The following is a 12,983-nucleotide window of genomic DNA, read 5'->3' as shown; positions in this document are numbered from 1 at the left end:
CGCCCGGCTTCATTACTTAGTTCAGACCCTTATCCATCTGTGTTGCGTCATATAGCGGATGCTTCCTGAAAGGAAAACCACGTGCTCATTGCACAGCGCCCCACCCTGTCTGAAGAAGTAGTATCCGAGAACCGCTCCCGCTTCGTCATCGAGCCGCTGGAGCCGGGCTTCGGCTACACCCTCGGCAACTCGCTGCGCCGCACCCTGCTGTCCTCGATTCCGGGGGCGGCGGTCACCAGCATCCGGATTGACGGCGTGCTGCACGAATTCACCACGGTTCAGGGGGTCAAGGAGGATGTCACCGAGATCATCCTGAACCTCAAGAGCCTGTCCATCTCCTCCGACCAGGACGAGCCTGTCGTCGCCTACCTGCGCAAGCAGGGCCCGGGCGTCGTGACGGCGGCGGACATTGCTCCGCCAGCGGGCGTGGAGATCCACAACCCGGATCTGCACATCGCCACCCTGAACTCCAAGGGCAAGTTCGAGCTCGAGCTGACCATCGAGCGCGGCCGCGGCTACGTGTCCGCGGCGCAGAACAAGTCCGCGGACGCGGAGATCGGCCGCATCCCGGTCGACTCGATCTACTCGCCCGTGCTGAAGGTGACCTTCCGCGTCGAGGCGACCCGTGTTGAGCAGCGCACCGACTTCGACAAGCTCATTGTCGACGTCGAGACGAAGCCGGCCATCAAGCCGCGCGACGCCGTTGCCTCCGCCGGCACCACCCTGGTGGAGCTGTTCGGCCTCGCCCGCGAGCTGAACACCGCCGCTGAGGGCATCGAGATCGGCCCGTCCCCGACGGACGCCGCTCTCGCCGCGGACATGGCGCTGCCGATCGAGGACCTGGACCTCACCGTGCGCTCGTACAACTGCCTCAAGCGCGAGGGCATCCACACCGTGGGTGAGCTCGTGGCCCGCTCCGAGGCGGACCTGATGGACATCCGGAACTTCGGCGCCAAGTCCATCGACGAGGTCAAGGCCAAGCTCCTCGAGCTGGGCCTCTCCCTCAAGGACTCGCCTCCCGGGTTCGACCTCGCCGCTCGCGCTGCAGCGATCGACGAGGACGAGGCGCCGTACGGCGACGACGAGCTCTAAGAACATCCTGCCTGCGGCCGGCTAGCGCCGGCAGCGGTTCCCACGAGGAGATAGAACAATGCCTGCACCCACCAAGGGTCCGCGTCTGGGCGGTGGCCCGGCGCACGAGCGCCTCATGCTCAACAACATGGCCGCTGCGCTCTTCGAGCACAAGCGGATCACCACGACCGTGACGAAGGCCAAGCGCCTCCGCCCGGTCGCCGAGCGCCTCATCACGTTCGCGAAGCGCGGCGACCTCGCCTCGCGCCGTCGTGTCCAGGCGGCCATCTCGGCCCGCACGAACACCAACAAGGGCATCATCCACGAGCTCTTCACCGAGATCGCCCCGCAGCTCGCGGAGCGCAACGGTGGCTACACCCGCATCACCAAGATCGGCAACCGCAAGGGCGACAACGCTCCCATGGCTGTCATCGAGCTCGTGCTCGAGCCGGTCTCGGCGAAGCAGGCTGTGGTGAAGGAAGCCGAGAAGGCGACCTCGAAGGCTGCGCCCGAGGCTCCGGCTGAGACCCCGGCCGAGGCCGAGGTTGTCGAGGAGACCCAGGCCGAGGAGACCCCGGCTGAGGCCGAGGCCGCTGAGGCTCCCGAGGCTGAGGCCGCTGAGGCCCCCGCCGAGGAGAAGAAGGCCGACGACGCCAAGTAAGGCGCGCTGAGCCGCGCCCCCGGGGTGCGTCTCGCCTCGGCACGGCGAAGGCCCCCGTTCCCGCAAGGGACCGGGGGCCTTCGCCGTGCCGGGGGCTGTTCGCGAGGGCAGTGGGCTCTCTCTGGCGGAGCCGCTCTACCCGGCGGCGGCCGGGATCCTGAACGTGAAGGTGCTGCCGGCTCCGGGGGTGCTCACGCAGGCCAGCTCCCCACCGTGGCGCTCGGCGATGGTCTTGGTGATCGCGAGGCCCAACCCGACGCCCGGGATGTGGGCCCGGCGGGCGTCGTCGCTGCGGAAGAAGCGCTCGAACACCATCGGGCGGTCCTCGGGGCGGATGCCCATGCCTGTGTCTGCTACTCCGATGGTGATCCACCCATCCTCGGCGCGGGCGCTCAGCGTGACGGTGCCGCCCGAGGGTGAGTACTTGATGGCGTTGGAGAGCAGGTTGTCCACGGCCTGGCCCACACGGAAGGGGTCCGCACGGGCGGGAAGGGGCTGGTCGACGTCAAGGTCGATCGCGATGTCCGCCCTGGCCGCTGCCGGCAGTGCCGACTCGGCGCGTTCCCTGACCACCTGGCCGACGTCGACGCGGGAGGGAACAAGGGGGAGGAGCTCGGCGGAGGACGTGAGCAGGTCCGACGCGATCCGCAGGAGTCGCTCGGCGCCCGCCTGGGCGAGGCCGATACGACGGCCGAGGCCGGCCGGAAGGTCTGGCGCCTCGAGGGCGAGGTCGAGGTGCCCCAGCACGGCCGTCAGCGGGGTCCGGAACTCGTGGGCGACGGTCCGCACGAGATCGGTCTTCGCCTCGACGTCCTCCAGCAGCTGCGTCACGTCGCCGAACGCGAGGACGGCGCCGCCGCCGTCGCCGTCGAGCGGACGCGCTCGGACGGAGAGCGCGCGGGCGCGTCCTGCCGGCCCGAGCCACACGACCTCGCCGTCGATGTGCTCCCCGGCGGCGGCACGCGCGATGGGCTGACGGTCCGGGGGAACCGGAGTGCGGCCGTCGCGCTCGCGCAGCGGGAGCCGGTCCAGCGATGCGGGTGTGCCCTCGGAGGGCACGCCCGCGTCGTCGAGCATCTGCCGGAAGCGCCGGTTGCACCGGGCCGCGGCACGGTCGGGCGAGACGGCGACGATGCCGATCTCGGCCGTGTCGAGGATGCCGGTCAGGAGTCGCTCGGACTCCTCGGCGCGCTCGAGGAGCCGGTGCAGGTGCCCCTGAGCCGCCCTGAGCTGGCGCTCCTGCACCCGCAGGCCCGCCCCGGCGATCCGGATCGCGACGGCCGTGGCGAGCATGATGAGGGGCAGGGAGACGAAGATCGTCCACTCGCTGGGGGAGGGCGAGGGGAGCGCGTCGAGGAGCGTGGGCAGGACGATGGCCAGCGGGCCGACCGCGCACAGGACGAGGGCCCAGCCGGACGCGAGCGTCGAGGCGGCGATCCAGATGACGGGGAACGCCGCCAGGGACCCGAGCCCGGTGACTTCTGCTCCGCCGCCGTTGCGCAGGAACCAGAGGGAGACGAAGTCCACGATGGGAATTGCCAGCGGCGCGTTCTCCCCGAGGCGCCACCAGGGCACGGCGAAGCACAGCACGGCGAGGACGAGCTGGAGGAGGAGTCCGAGGAGGAAGCCCGGCCGCAGGCGCACCTCCGACGAAGCCGGGCCGAGCGTGAAGACCACCGTGAGGGCGAGGACCAGCGGCAGCTGGGACAGCACGACCCGCGAACGCGGGCCCAGCTCCTGCAGGAGGCGCGCGGCGCGGCGCACCAGCAGCTGGTCACTGACGGTCACGGCATCTCCTACCCTTGTCGCAGATTGTCACGGTGTTTTGAGAACTGCGTCATGGGAAATATGGAATAAGTCATCTCAAAAGACAAAAATAGGCATATTGTCAATGCATGTCGAGAGGGGCCATCGTGGAGGAACTGGGGACGGCCCTCGTCGTCGAGGACGACGACGATGTGCGGCAACTGCTGCAGGAGGTCCTCGCGCAGGCGGGGTTCGACGTCGTGGCCGCCTCGTCGGGGCGCGAAGGGGCTGCACTTGCCCGCGACCGGGCCCCCGTCGTGGTGACGCTCGACGTCAACCTGCCCGACATCGACGGGTTCGAGGTGCTCCGGCGCATCCGGTCGACGACTGACGCCTATGTGGTCATGCTCACGGCCCGCGCGGAGGAGACGGACACGCTCCTGGCCCTCCAGTCCGGCGCGGACGACTACATGACCAAGCCCTTCAGGCCGCGGGAGCTCCGCGCGAGGCTCGCCGCGATGCTGCGCCGGCCACGGGTGGCCCAGCCGCCTCAGTCCAAGCCGGCCGGCGCCGCACCGCCGCCAGCACCCCAGCCGGCCGTCCGGCCGCCGCAGCTGCTGGCGCACAACGGGCTCGACCTCGACCCGACCACGCGTACAGCCTCGCTCGAGGGGGAGCCCCTGGACCTCACGCGCAGCGAGTTCGAGCTCCTGCGGGCGCTGCTCAAGGCCGGCGGCAGGGTGCTGACGCGCGCTGACCTGGTCCGGATCGCCCGCGGGGACAGGTTCAGGGTGGACGCCTACGTCAGCGAGGCGGACGAGCGCGCCGTCGAGGTCCACATCGGGAATCTCCGGCGGAAGCTCGGCGACGATCCGCGCGCCCCGCGTTGGCTGGTGACGGTCCGCGGCGTCGGCTACCGCCTGGCGCGGTCTCGCCAGCAGCAGTGAGGCGTCACAGGGCGAAGGGAGGCGTCACCAGGGGAGGTGGCCCGAGTCGCTCTGCGTCGACAGCGCGTGCGCTGTCTGCTCGCCGCAGTGCTCGACGTCGTCCACGAAGGGCGCAGCGCCGGCCAGCCCCCGGGTGCGCAGGCTGGTCTCGAGCTGTGCAGTGAGCTCCTCGAGCCGGCGGGCTCCCACCATGGCGGAGGAGACCCGCATGCTCAGGACGGCTTCCATGGCTCCGTCGGCGTCGTCGTGCGCGAGGGCACGGGCCAGTGCTGTGCGGCGGCGGGGCCACATCCCGGCGAACTCCCGGGCGAAGGAAGCGGCGGCGGGCGCCCCCACGTCCTCGGCGAGCTCCCTGAGGACCTGGGGATCCAGGAGGGGACTGCCGGGTGGGGGCTGATGGTCGCCCTCGGACGCGGTCATGAGTGACTCCTTGAAGTGCATCCGAGACCTACCTTGAGAATATGGCAATTGTATTGATAACGGCAGGGCCGAGAATGGCGATGAACAGCACCGGGAAGATGAAGAACAGCAGGGGGAAGAGGACCTTCACGGGCAGCTTCATCGCCTGCTGCTCGGCACGCTGACGGCGCCGCAGCCGCAGCGACTTGGCCTGGACGCGCAGCACGCGTCCGATCGCGATGCCGTACTCGTCGGCCTGGATGACGGCTTGGACGAAGCTGCGGACTTCGGGGACCGTGGTCCGCTCGGCGAGGCCCAGATAGGCGTCGCGACGGTTCCGGCCGACTTGCATGTCCTGAAGGGTGCGTACGAACTCCTCGGCCACGGGCCCCTTGCCGGTCCCGCCCGCTCGGGCGAGCGCGGCCTCGAACCCGAGGCCGGCCTCTACCGAGATGAGGAGCTGGTCCATGATGTTGGGCAGCTCGCGCTGGATGACCTTCTGCCGCTCGGTCCCGCGGCTGTAGAGCAGCAGGTCCGGGACGAAGTAGCCGAGCACGACGAGGAAGAGCGCGAGGAGGCGCAGGATCGGCGCCGTGCCGAGGCTCATCACCAGGGCGCCGGCGGCGGCGCCGGCCAGCGCGAGGGCAGGCTTGGCCGCGAGCACGCGCCCGAGCGGAAGGGATGCGGGCCGGCCCGCGAGGGCCAGCATCCGGTCGAGCCGGCGGATGTAGGAGGCCGGCGTGACGAGGCGGGTGATCCTCTCGAGGAGCTGGGCGCCGCCCGCGGCACCTGCCTGGCCTGCGGGCGAGGCGGCGAGCCCGCGGGTCAGGTTCGCCCGCACCGCACGTGCGCCGCCCCGGTCTGCTGAGAGCGCCCACCAGCTGACGGCGGCCGCGGGGACTGCCACGAGGAGGGCAGCGGTGACGATGATCATGGGAGAGTCCTAGAACCGGATCGAGATGAGCTTGCGCAGCCACAGGCCGCCGATGGTCATGAGCACGGCGGACGCTGCGATCATGCCCCAGCCCAGCGGAGTCGTGAACAGGGGAGTCATGTAGGCGGGGTTGACGACCATGAGCATGGCGATGATGCCCACGGGCAGCGCCATGAGGATGTAGGCGGAGAACTTCCCTTCGGCGGCGAGGGCGGCGACGTGCCCCTTGATCTCGGCGCGCTCGCGGATGGTCTCGTTGACCTGGTCGAGCACCTCCGCGAGGTTCCCGCCGACCTGCCGGTTGATCTGGATCGCCTGGGCCACCCATACGAAGTCCTCGTTGTCCATCCGCTCGGAGGTCTCCTGGAGGCACTCGAGGAGGTCACGGCCGAGGGAGGCATCGCGGACCACGCGGCGCATCTCGTTCCCGGAGGGCTCGGGGCTCTCCGCTGCTGCGGCGTCGATCGCGCGCAGGATGCTGTGGCCCGCGCGCAGGCTGCCCGAGAGCAGGTCGATCAGGGAGTCGAGCTGGTTGCCGAACGCCTTGCGCCGCTTGGCGATGCGCTGGCTGACGAGGAGGCGGGGAGCGGCGAGCGCGATCACCGCGAGCAGGAGCCCGAGGGGGAGGCTGCCCACGACGGCGCCGACGGCCACCGCGGCGAGCGCGGCAGAGCCGACGACGACGGCGAGCTCGGCCTGGCCGATCCGCAGCCCGGCAAGCTCGAGCTTCTCGGGGGAAACCAGCCGGAAGCCGCTGCGGCTGAACCAGCCCTGGAGCATGGCCGTAGCCCCGGTCGCGGTGCGCGAGAGCAGCGAGCTCTTGGCGGCCTCCGGGCGCCTGCGGGAGAGCGGAAGGCTCGCCTCGCCGGGACGTGCGGCGAGGACCGCGAGGACGAGCCCGGCCACGAGGACGAGGGCGGCGCCGGCCATCACCATGACGCCCCCTGCCCCACCGGCATGCCGCCGAACACGCTCGGGCGGACGTGGATGCCGAGGTCCTCGAAGCGCTCGAGGAAGCGGGGACGGACCCCGGTCGGGATCGGCTTGCCGAGGAACCTGCCGTTCGCGTCCACGCCGGCGGCGAAGTCGAACACGAAGGCGTCCTGGAGCGTCACGACGTCGCCCTCCATGCCCTGCACCTCGGTGATGTGCGTGATGCGGCGGGAGCCGTCGCGCAGGCGGGAGATCTGGACGATGAGGTCCACGGCGGAGGCGATCTGCTCGCGGATGGCGCGCAGCGGCAGGTCCATGCCGGCCATGAGCACGAGCGTCTCGAGGCGAGCGATCGCGTCCCGCGGCGAGTTCGAGTGCACGGTCGAGAGGGAGCCGTCGTGGCCGGTGTTCATGGCCTGGAGCATGTCGAGGGACTCCCCGCCGCGGACCTCGCCGACCACGATGCGGTCGGGCCGCATGCGGAGGGAGTTCTTCACGAGGTCGCGGATGGTGACCTCGCCCTTGCCCTCCGTGTTGGACGGGCGGCTCTCGAGCCGCACCACGTGGTCCTGCTGGATCTGGAGCTCGACGGCGTCCTCGATCGTGACGATCCGGTCCCCGGTGGGGATGAAGGAGGAGAGGACGTTCAGGAGGGTCGTCTTGCCGGTGCCGGTGCCGCCGGAGACGATGATGTTCAGCTTCGCCTCGACGCACGCGCGCAGGAGCTCGGCCATGTCCGGGGTGAAGGTGCCGAAGCCGATGAGGTCCTTCACGGTGAGCGGGACCTTGCCGAACTTCCGGATGGTCAGGGACGAGCCGCCGACGGCGAGTGGCGGGATCACGGCGTTGACACGGGAGCCGTCCTCGAGGCGCGCGTCGACCAGGGGCGAGGACTCGTCGATGCGGCGCCCCACGCGGGAGACGATCCGCTCGATCACGGTGCGCAGCTGCGCTTCCGAGGAGAACCGCAGGGGAGAGAGGGTCAGGCGGCCCTTCTGCTCGATGTAGATCTGGTCGTGGCGGTTGACCATGATCTCGGTGACGGTGTCGTCGTCGAGCAGGCGCTGGAGCGGGCCGTACCCGAGCACGTCGTCCTCGACGTCGCGCAGGAGCCGGGCACGCTCGGGCGTGCTGAGGGGGACGTGCTCCTCGTCGATGACGTGGACGAGCTCCTCGCGGGCGGCGGCCCGGAGCTCCTGCTCGGTCGCGCCCGTGTCGGAGAACCGGGAGCCCATCCGCTCGAACAGGGCGCTCGCCGCGCGCTGCTTGATCCCGGCGAGAGCGTCGGCCGGCATCGCGGCGTCGTGCGCGGGGGCGGCCGGCGGCTCGAGGACGGCCACGGACGACGCCGGCGCTGGCGCCGCCGCCGGGGCGACGGCCCCAGCCGTTGCGCCGACGAGCGGGCGGACCGTGCCGGGTGCGCCGGCGGAGGCAAGGCGTTCGGAGAGCTTCACGAGACTACAACCCGTCGGTGTGAGCGCCGAGCGGCGCGGGACTTGTCGGAGGGGGAGAGACGCTCGACCACGTGGCCGAGCGCGGCCGTGGCCTTGTCGCCGCGGCGGGGGGCCTGCAGGACCGGGATACCGCGGTTCGTCGAGTAGGCGACGGCGCGGGAGCGGGGCACGCTCACGTCGACCGGCAGCCCGAGGGTCACCTCGATGTCCTTGACGGAGAGCCCGACGTTCGGGTCGGCCATGTTGAGCACGAGGTGCCGCGACTCGGGCATGAGGCCCAGGTGTGCCAGAACCTCGAGGCTCGAGCGTAGGCCGCGCACCCCGGGGACATCCATGCCGGTCACCCACACCGCGTCGGTGCAGGCCTCGAGGCCCGCGAGCGTGCACTCGCCGAGGCCCGGGGCGGTGTCGAGGACGACGTAGTCGAACTGCTCGGCGAGCTGGCCGATGAGGTGGGCCACCTGCTCGGGGGACACCGAGTCCGCCTCGGCGGGGGTGCGCGGGGCGCACAGGGCGTAGAAGCCGCCGGCGTGGAGGGTCAGGAACGCCTTGAGCACAAGGGAGTCCCGCGCCGCGGCCGGGGTGACGGCGTCGGTGAGGGTGTGCTCGGGCTCGAGATCCAGGCCCGAGGCGACGTCGCCGAACTGCAGGTCGAGGTCCACGACGACCACGCGCAGCGGCGCGGCCTTGCCCAGCCCGACGGCGATGTTGGTCGCGAGCGTCGTCTTGCCGACACCGCCCTTGGGCGAGAAGACGCCAATGATGCGCCCGCGTGGCGCGGTGCTCGCCGGCTCCGCTGCGGCTGTCGAGCGTCCGCGGCTCTCGGAGGCCTGAGCGCCGCGCTGGAGCACGACGCGCAGCTGCTCGGGGTCGATGCCGGGGGAGACGACATCGCGCACGCCGGCCCGCATGGCCTGGAGGGTGAGCTCGGCGTCGGCCTCGGCGGCCAGGAGGATCGTCACGCTCGGGAAGCTGATGTCCATGACGGTCGCGAAGCGCAGGGCGCCCTCGAGCGCGACGCCCGGGCCGAGGACGAGCACGTCGGGCAGGGCGCCTCCCAGCGCCGCGAAGAGGTCCTCGGGCTGCCCCGGGAGCTCGTCGGTGGCGAACGTGCTGATGCTGCCCGGCAAGTGGCCCTCCACGGCCGTGCCCATGCGCAAGGCGAAGTCGGTGTCGGGGGAGAGCAGGACGAAGAGGCTCACTGGTAGACCTTTCCGCGGTCGACGGGGCCGGAGTTGGAGTCGGCGGCACTCTTGGGCTCCTTGCTGAGCCAGACCTTGCCGAACTCGTTGGCGAAGACGATCTTCGTGGCCTGGACGTCGGTCACGGCAACCGTCAGTGTGAGCGCGCCGGCCGCCGGCTTGCCGGAATCGGAGCTCTCGGAGGACTGCGCGCCGTCGACCGCGGTGAGCAGGACCTTGTGCAGCGTGAGGTCGGTCGACTCGGGGCCCTGGCTGGCGGGGACGGCGCCCTTGTCGAACGAGAGGAACATCCCGACCGTGTCCCCGGCCTGAAGGTGGCCGCCGACGGCGCGCGCCGGGTCGAGCTGGAAGGAGACCTCCTGGAACCCGGCGGGGACCGGAACCGTGCCGGGCCGCACGAGCGACGCCGGGCTCGCGAGCCGGCCGGCGAGGAGCTGCTCGCCGGGGGTGAGCTCCGTCGTCGTGACCTTGCCGGAGGTTCCCTCGAGGGAGGTCAGCGCGGTGGGGGCGACGGCGTCCGCGGGGAGGGTGCGCAGCTCGAGCGACGCGGCGAGCTTGTCCGCGGACGTCCCCTGGGCGACAGGCTTCGCGACGACGAGCACCTGGGTGGGCTGCAGGCCGGCCATGGCTCGGCTGTCGGCGCCGTTGGCGTAGGAGATGACGAGGACGACGCCGATGATGGCCGCGACGAGCGCGGCGGCGCCGGCGAGGAGTCGTGACTTCATGCGGGGCTCCCGGGTCTACTGGCTGAGGCGCACGATCGTGGCGCCGAAGGTGGTGGAGGGGCCGACCTCGTACTTGTTGTCGAGGGCGACATAGGTGACGAAGCGGCCGATGATCCCCTTGCAGTTGTTGCTGCAGGTGAGCGAGGCGTCGCCGCCGGGGGCCGTGTTGTTGTAGTAGTTCGGAACGTTTCCGCCGAAGTTCCAGCCCTTGACGCTGAAGGCCGCGAACCCGGCGAGCGTGTACACCGCGCCCTTGCCGGTTCCGGACACCGCGGTGAACACGGGCAGGAGCACGACGACGCGCTGGCCGGCCTGGAGGGCTGCGATCCACCCCTTCAGGAGGGAGTCGCAGTAGTCGGGCCCGCTGGCGCCGGGCTGGCTGCCGCCTATCGAGGCGGCCACGTTGATCGAGGCCCCGCACTGGTTCGGGTTCTGCTGGAGCCAGCCGAAGCCCCCGGGCACGACCTGGCTTGGCTGACCGGGGGTGCCGTAGGTGCAGCTGGGGTTCACGCCCGAGCCGAAGGACTGGATGAGCTGCAGGCTGCCGTCGATCGCCTTCCCTTGCAGCTGGCACACGGAGAAGGCCAGCGGGAAGGCCGCAAGGCCGGTGCTGGGGCTGCCCCAGGAGGCCTGGGCTCGGGCCCCGACGACCGCACTGTTGATGCCCAGGACCCGGGCGAAGTACAGCGCCACCGACCCCGGCTGGGAGCCGGGCTCGAGCGGCTGGGTCGTGGCGGTCGCGGTGCGCGCGGTCCCGTTGACCGTGAGCGAGGCGATGCCGCCCCGGCCGAGGGCGGTGTTCGACTGCGCGAGGGAGGACGCCAGCGAGGACGTGCTCGAGCAGAGCGGGTCCGTGAGCGAGGCCGCGCACTTCTGCGCGACGGCGATCGCGGCCGCATCCGCACCGTTCTGCAGCTCGCCGCGCTTGGCGTAGAGCATGCCGCCGTCCACCGCGAGGGCCGCGAAGCCGAGCAGCACGACCATGAGGATCGCCGTGAGCACGGCGACGGCCCCGCGCTCGGGGTGCGCTGCGGCGTCGTGCGTCCGGGGCGGGGGAGTCTGGGTCAGCCGCCGCACAGCATGACCCCCTTGCCCTGGAGGGGGAAGCTGCCGAAGAACCCGGTGCCAGTGAATGTGTAGTTCACGGTGAAGGTCACCTGGGTGCCGGCGGTGCAGGTGGAGGGGGAGACGGCGAACGACGAGGACGGGATCGAGCCGAGGTCCGACGCTGTGTTCTGCGCCGCGGTGATCGCCGCGGAGGTGCTGTTCTGCAGGACCATGACGCGGGCCCCGGAGCGGGCCGCGTAGGTGAGGGTCTGCTGCGCGTTGAACAGCCGGCCGTAGTCGACGATGCCGAGGAGGAGCAGGATGAGCACCGGCAGCACGAGCGCGAACTCGACGGCGGCGGCTCCGCGCTCGCGGTCCTGGCTGGACATCTCTCTCCTTCCGGCGGCTGTGTTCGGGGTCAGTGGGCCAGACATGCGCCGTCCCGGGCCGGTGTGCGACCCGGGCCCGGGACGGTTCCGCCGTTGGTCAGGCGGCGGGCTTCGCCGGCATGTGGCCGTTGATGTTAGTGAAGGCGTCGTTGAGGCTGCCGCCGAGGGTGGCGACGGCGGCGATGATCACGACCGCGATGAGGGCGACCATGATGCCGTACTCGACGGCGGTGGCACCCTTCTCGCCCGAGAGGACGCGCTCCTTGAGCTTGAGGCCGGCGGTGTGCAGGGTGGCGATGATGGAAAGCATTCTGTGCTCCTGAGGGGGTGTGGTGTGGTTGTCGGCTGGTTCCGATCACCAGCTCCACCATCGAAGTTACGGACCCGGGACGGCCCTGGCAGCTGATCTGGGGTGAAGCTCGGGGAACCCTTGGGAAGCGGGCGGAACCTGCGCTTCCGGCGCGCTGTTCCTGCGGGAATCCTTAGACTTGGGGGCATGATTCCTGAGCCCGACGCCGTGCGCGTGCGCCTCGATCTCGCGTACGACGGCGGGCCGTTCAGCGGGTGGGCCGTGCAGCCCGGGCTCCTCACGGCCCAGGGCGCGCTCGAGGAGGCGCTCGCCCTGATCCTGCGCCGGCCGGTGCGCGTCGTCGTGGCGGGTCGGACCGATGCGGGCGTGCACGCGCGCGGGCAGGTGGTGCACCTGGACCTCGCGTCCGGGGAGTGGGAGGGGCTCGCGCGGAGGTCGCCGGACGCCCCGGGTCATGTCCTCGTGCGCAGGCTCCGCGGGGCGCTGAGCCGGGTGCTCGGGGCGGAGACCGGCGCGCTCGAGGTGCGCTCCGCCGTCGTGCCTCCGCCGGGCTTCGACGCGCGGTTCTCGGCGCTGTGGAGGCGATACTCGTACCGGATCGCGGACCGGCCGGAGCACTGGGACCCGGTGCTGCGCGGGATCACGCTGTGGCACAGGGTGCCGCTGGACGTGGGGCGCATGAACGGGGCCGCGGCGCAGCTGCTGGGGCTGCAGGACTTCCTCGCGTTCTGCAAGCCGCGCGAGGGGTCCACGACCGTGCGGGAGCTGCAGGAGTTCTCCTTCGAGCGGACGCACGACGGCGTGGTGCTCGCCCATGTGCGCGCTGACGCCTTCTGCCACAACATGGTCAGGGCCCTCGTCGGGTCGGCGCTGCGGGTCGGGGAGGGGCTCGAGCGGACCGAGTGGCTGCACGAGCGGATGCTCGCGCGGGTGCGGGACGCGAAGACGCGGCTCGCGCCGGCGCACCCGCTTGTGCTCGAGGAGGTCGGGTACCCCGAGACGGCCGAGGAGATGGCCGCCCGGGCCGAGCAGACGCGGGCGCTGCGGGACGAGATCGCGGGCTGACCTCTGCAGCCGCCTCTGCCCGCGCGCAGGACGGTTCCTGAGTACAGGCTCCCCGGCCACAGGTGGTGGCCGGGGAGATTTCCTCCGGATTCGAGTACAA

At 71.2% G+C, this 12,983-nt stretch carries 14 protein-coding genes; 4 read left to right on the top strand and 10 right to left on the bottom strand.

What is annotated here, in order from left to right; genetic code table 11:
* Positions 1–81: 81 nt before the first annotated feature.
* Positions 82–1,092, top strand: coding sequence for a DNA-directed RNA polymerase subunit alpha (locus tag ABD298_RS06495; protein ID WP_208709899.1), 1,011 nt, complete (start codon positions 82–84; stop codon positions 1,090–1,092).
* A gap of 58 nt (positions 1,093–1,150) precedes the next feature.
* The gene (gene rplQ, locus ABD298_RS06490; RefSeq protein WP_344298828.1) at positions 1,151–1,732 is read left to right on the top strand and encodes a 50S ribosomal protein L17; all 582 of its coding nucleotides are present in this window, start codon (positions 1,151–1,153) and stop codon (positions 1,730–1,732) included.
* A gap of 135 nt (positions 1,733–1,867) precedes the next feature.
* Here the strand turns inward: rplQ and ABD298_RS06485 are convergent, their stop codons facing one another.
* The gene (locus tag ABD298_RS06485) at positions 1,868–3,520 is read right to left on the bottom strand and encodes a sensor histidine kinase (protein ID WP_344298827.1); all 1,653 of its coding nucleotides are present in this window, start codon (positions 3,518–3,520) and stop codon (positions 1,868–1,870) included.
* Between the two features lie 107 nt (positions 3,521–3,627).
* Between ABD298_RS06485 and ABD298_RS06480 the strand changes: the two genes are divergently transcribed.
* Positions 3,628–4,425 (top strand): response regulator transcription factor, encoded by a 798-nt coding sequence (locus ABD298_RS06480; RefSeq protein ID WP_344298825.1) that lies wholly within the window; start codon positions 3,628–3,630, stop codon positions 4,423–4,425.
* A gap of 24 nt (positions 4,426–4,449) precedes the next feature.
* Here ABD298_RS06480 and ABD298_RS06475 read toward each other — a convergent pair whose 3' ends face one another.
* The 9 genes from ABD298_RS06475 to ABD298_RS06435 all read right to left on the bottom strand — a co-directional run bounded on the left by ABD298_RS06475 (position 4,450) and on the right by ABD298_RS06435 (position 11,818).
* Entirely contained in the window at positions 4,450–4,845 is a 396-nt protein-coding gene (locus tag ABD298_RS06475; RefSeq protein ID WP_344298824.1) for an Hpt domain-containing protein, read from the bottom strand.
* Positions 4,846–4,873: 28 nt separating this feature from the next.
* Positions 4,874–5,758, bottom strand: coding sequence for a type II secretion system F family protein (locus tag ABD298_RS06470; RefSeq protein ID WP_344298823.1), 885 nt, complete (start codon positions 5,756–5,758; stop codon positions 4,874–4,876).
* Positions 5,759–5,767: 9 nt separating this feature from the next.
* On the bottom strand, positions 5,768–6,694 hold the full coding sequence (locus tag ABD298_RS06465; protein WP_344298822.1) for a type II secretion system F family protein: 927 nt from the start codon (positions 6,692–6,694) through the stop codon (positions 5,768–5,770).
* Positions 6,688–8,145, bottom strand: coding sequence for a TadA family conjugal transfer-associated ATPase (locus tag ABD298_RS06460; RefSeq protein WP_425564332.1), 1,458 nt, complete (start codon positions 8,143–8,145; stop codon positions 6,688–6,690). Before ABD298_RS06460 ends, ABD298_RS06465 begins: the two co-directional genes overlap by 7 nt.
* A complete protein-coding gene (locus ABD298_RS06455; RefSeq protein ID WP_344298821.1) occupies positions 8,142–9,347 on the bottom strand; it encodes a CpaE/TadZ family protein in 1,206 nt (401 codons plus the stop codon). Before ABD298_RS06455 ends, ABD298_RS06460 begins: the two co-directional genes overlap by 4 nt.
* A complete protein-coding gene (cpaB, locus tag ABD298_RS06450; RefSeq protein WP_344298820.1) occupies positions 9,344–10,072 on the bottom strand; it encodes a Flp pilus assembly protein CpaB in 729 nt (242 codons plus the stop codon). The genes ABD298_RS06455 and cpaB overlap by 4 nt, the downstream gene beginning before the upstream one ends.
* A gap of 15 nt (positions 10,073–10,087) precedes the next feature.
* Positions 10,088–11,149: a pilus assembly protein TadG-related protein gene (locus ABD298_RS06445; protein ID WP_344298819.1), complete on the bottom strand. Its 1,062-nt coding sequence runs from the start codon at positions 11,147–11,149 to the stop codon at positions 10,088–10,090.
* Positions 11,137–11,508, bottom strand: a complete 372-nt coding sequence (locus tag ABD298_RS06440) for a TadE/TadG family type IV pilus assembly protein (RefSeq protein ID WP_344298817.1) — start codon at positions 11,506–11,508, stop codon at positions 11,137–11,139. Before ABD298_RS06440 ends, ABD298_RS06445 begins: the two co-directional genes overlap by 13 nt.
* Before the next feature lie 97 nt (positions 11,509–11,605).
* Complete coding sequence (locus tag ABD298_RS06435; protein ID WP_344298816.1) at positions 11,606–11,818, bottom strand: Flp family type IVb pilin; 213 nt, start codon at positions 11,816–11,818, stop codon at positions 11,606–11,608.
* A 186-nt stretch (positions 11,819–12,004) separates the two neighbouring features.
* Between ABD298_RS06435 and ABD298_RS06430 the strand changes: the two genes are divergently transcribed.
* Positions 12,005–12,883: a tRNA pseudouridine synthase A gene (locus tag ABD298_RS06430; protein ID WP_344298815.1), complete on the top strand. Its 879-nt coding sequence runs from the start codon at positions 12,005–12,007 to the stop codon at positions 12,881–12,883.
* Positions 12,884–12,983 lie beyond the last annotated feature (100 nt).

Origin of the sequence: Sinomonas flava (genome assembly GCF_039531875.1) — a bacterium.
Lineage (GTDB): Bacteria > Actinomycetota > Actinomycetes > Actinomycetales > Micrococcaceae > Sinomonas > Sinomonas flava.
Note: the sequence above shows the minus strand (reverse complement) of the source record. Positions and strands in the feature narration are given on the sequence as shown.

Excerpts from the sequence above, each read along its gene's own strand:
- rplQ (WP_344298828.1), top strand. The coding sequence starts at position 1,151 with ATGCCTGCACCCACCAAGGGTCCGCGTCTGGGCGGTGGCCCGGCGCAC.
- ABD298_RS06480 (WP_344298825.1), top strand. The coding sequence starts at position 3,628 with ATGTCGAGAGGGGCCATCGTGGAGGAACTGGGGACGGCCCTCGTCGTC.
- ABD298_RS06470 (WP_344298823.1), bottom strand. The coding sequence starts at position 5,758 with ATGATCATCGTCACCGCTGCCCTCCTCGTGGCAGTCCCCGCGGCCGCC.
- cpaB (WP_344298820.1), bottom strand. The coding sequence starts at position 10,072 with ATGAAGTCACGACTCCTCGCCGGCGCCGCCGCGCTCGTCGCGGCCATC.
- ABD298_RS06475 (WP_344298824.1), bottom strand. The coding sequence starts at position 4,845 with ATGACCGCGTCCGAGGGCGACCATCAGCCCCCACCCGGCAGTCCCCTC.
- ABD298_RS06435 (WP_344298816.1), bottom strand. The coding sequence starts at position 11,818 with ATGCTTTCCATCATCGCCACCCTGCACACCGCCGGCCTCAAGCTCAAG.
- ABD298_RS06465 (WP_344298822.1), bottom strand. The coding sequence starts at position 6,694 with ATGGTGATGGCCGGCGCCGCCCTCGTCCTCGTGGCCGGGCTCGTCCTC.
- ABD298_RS06440 (WP_344298817.1), bottom strand. The coding sequence starts at position 11,508 with ATGTCCAGCCAGGACCGCGAGCGCGGAGCCGCCGCCGTCGAGTTCGCG.
- ABD298_RS06430 (WP_344298815.1), top strand. The coding sequence starts at position 12,005 with ATGATTCCTGAGCCCGACGCCGTGCGCGTGCGCCTCGATCTCGCGTAC.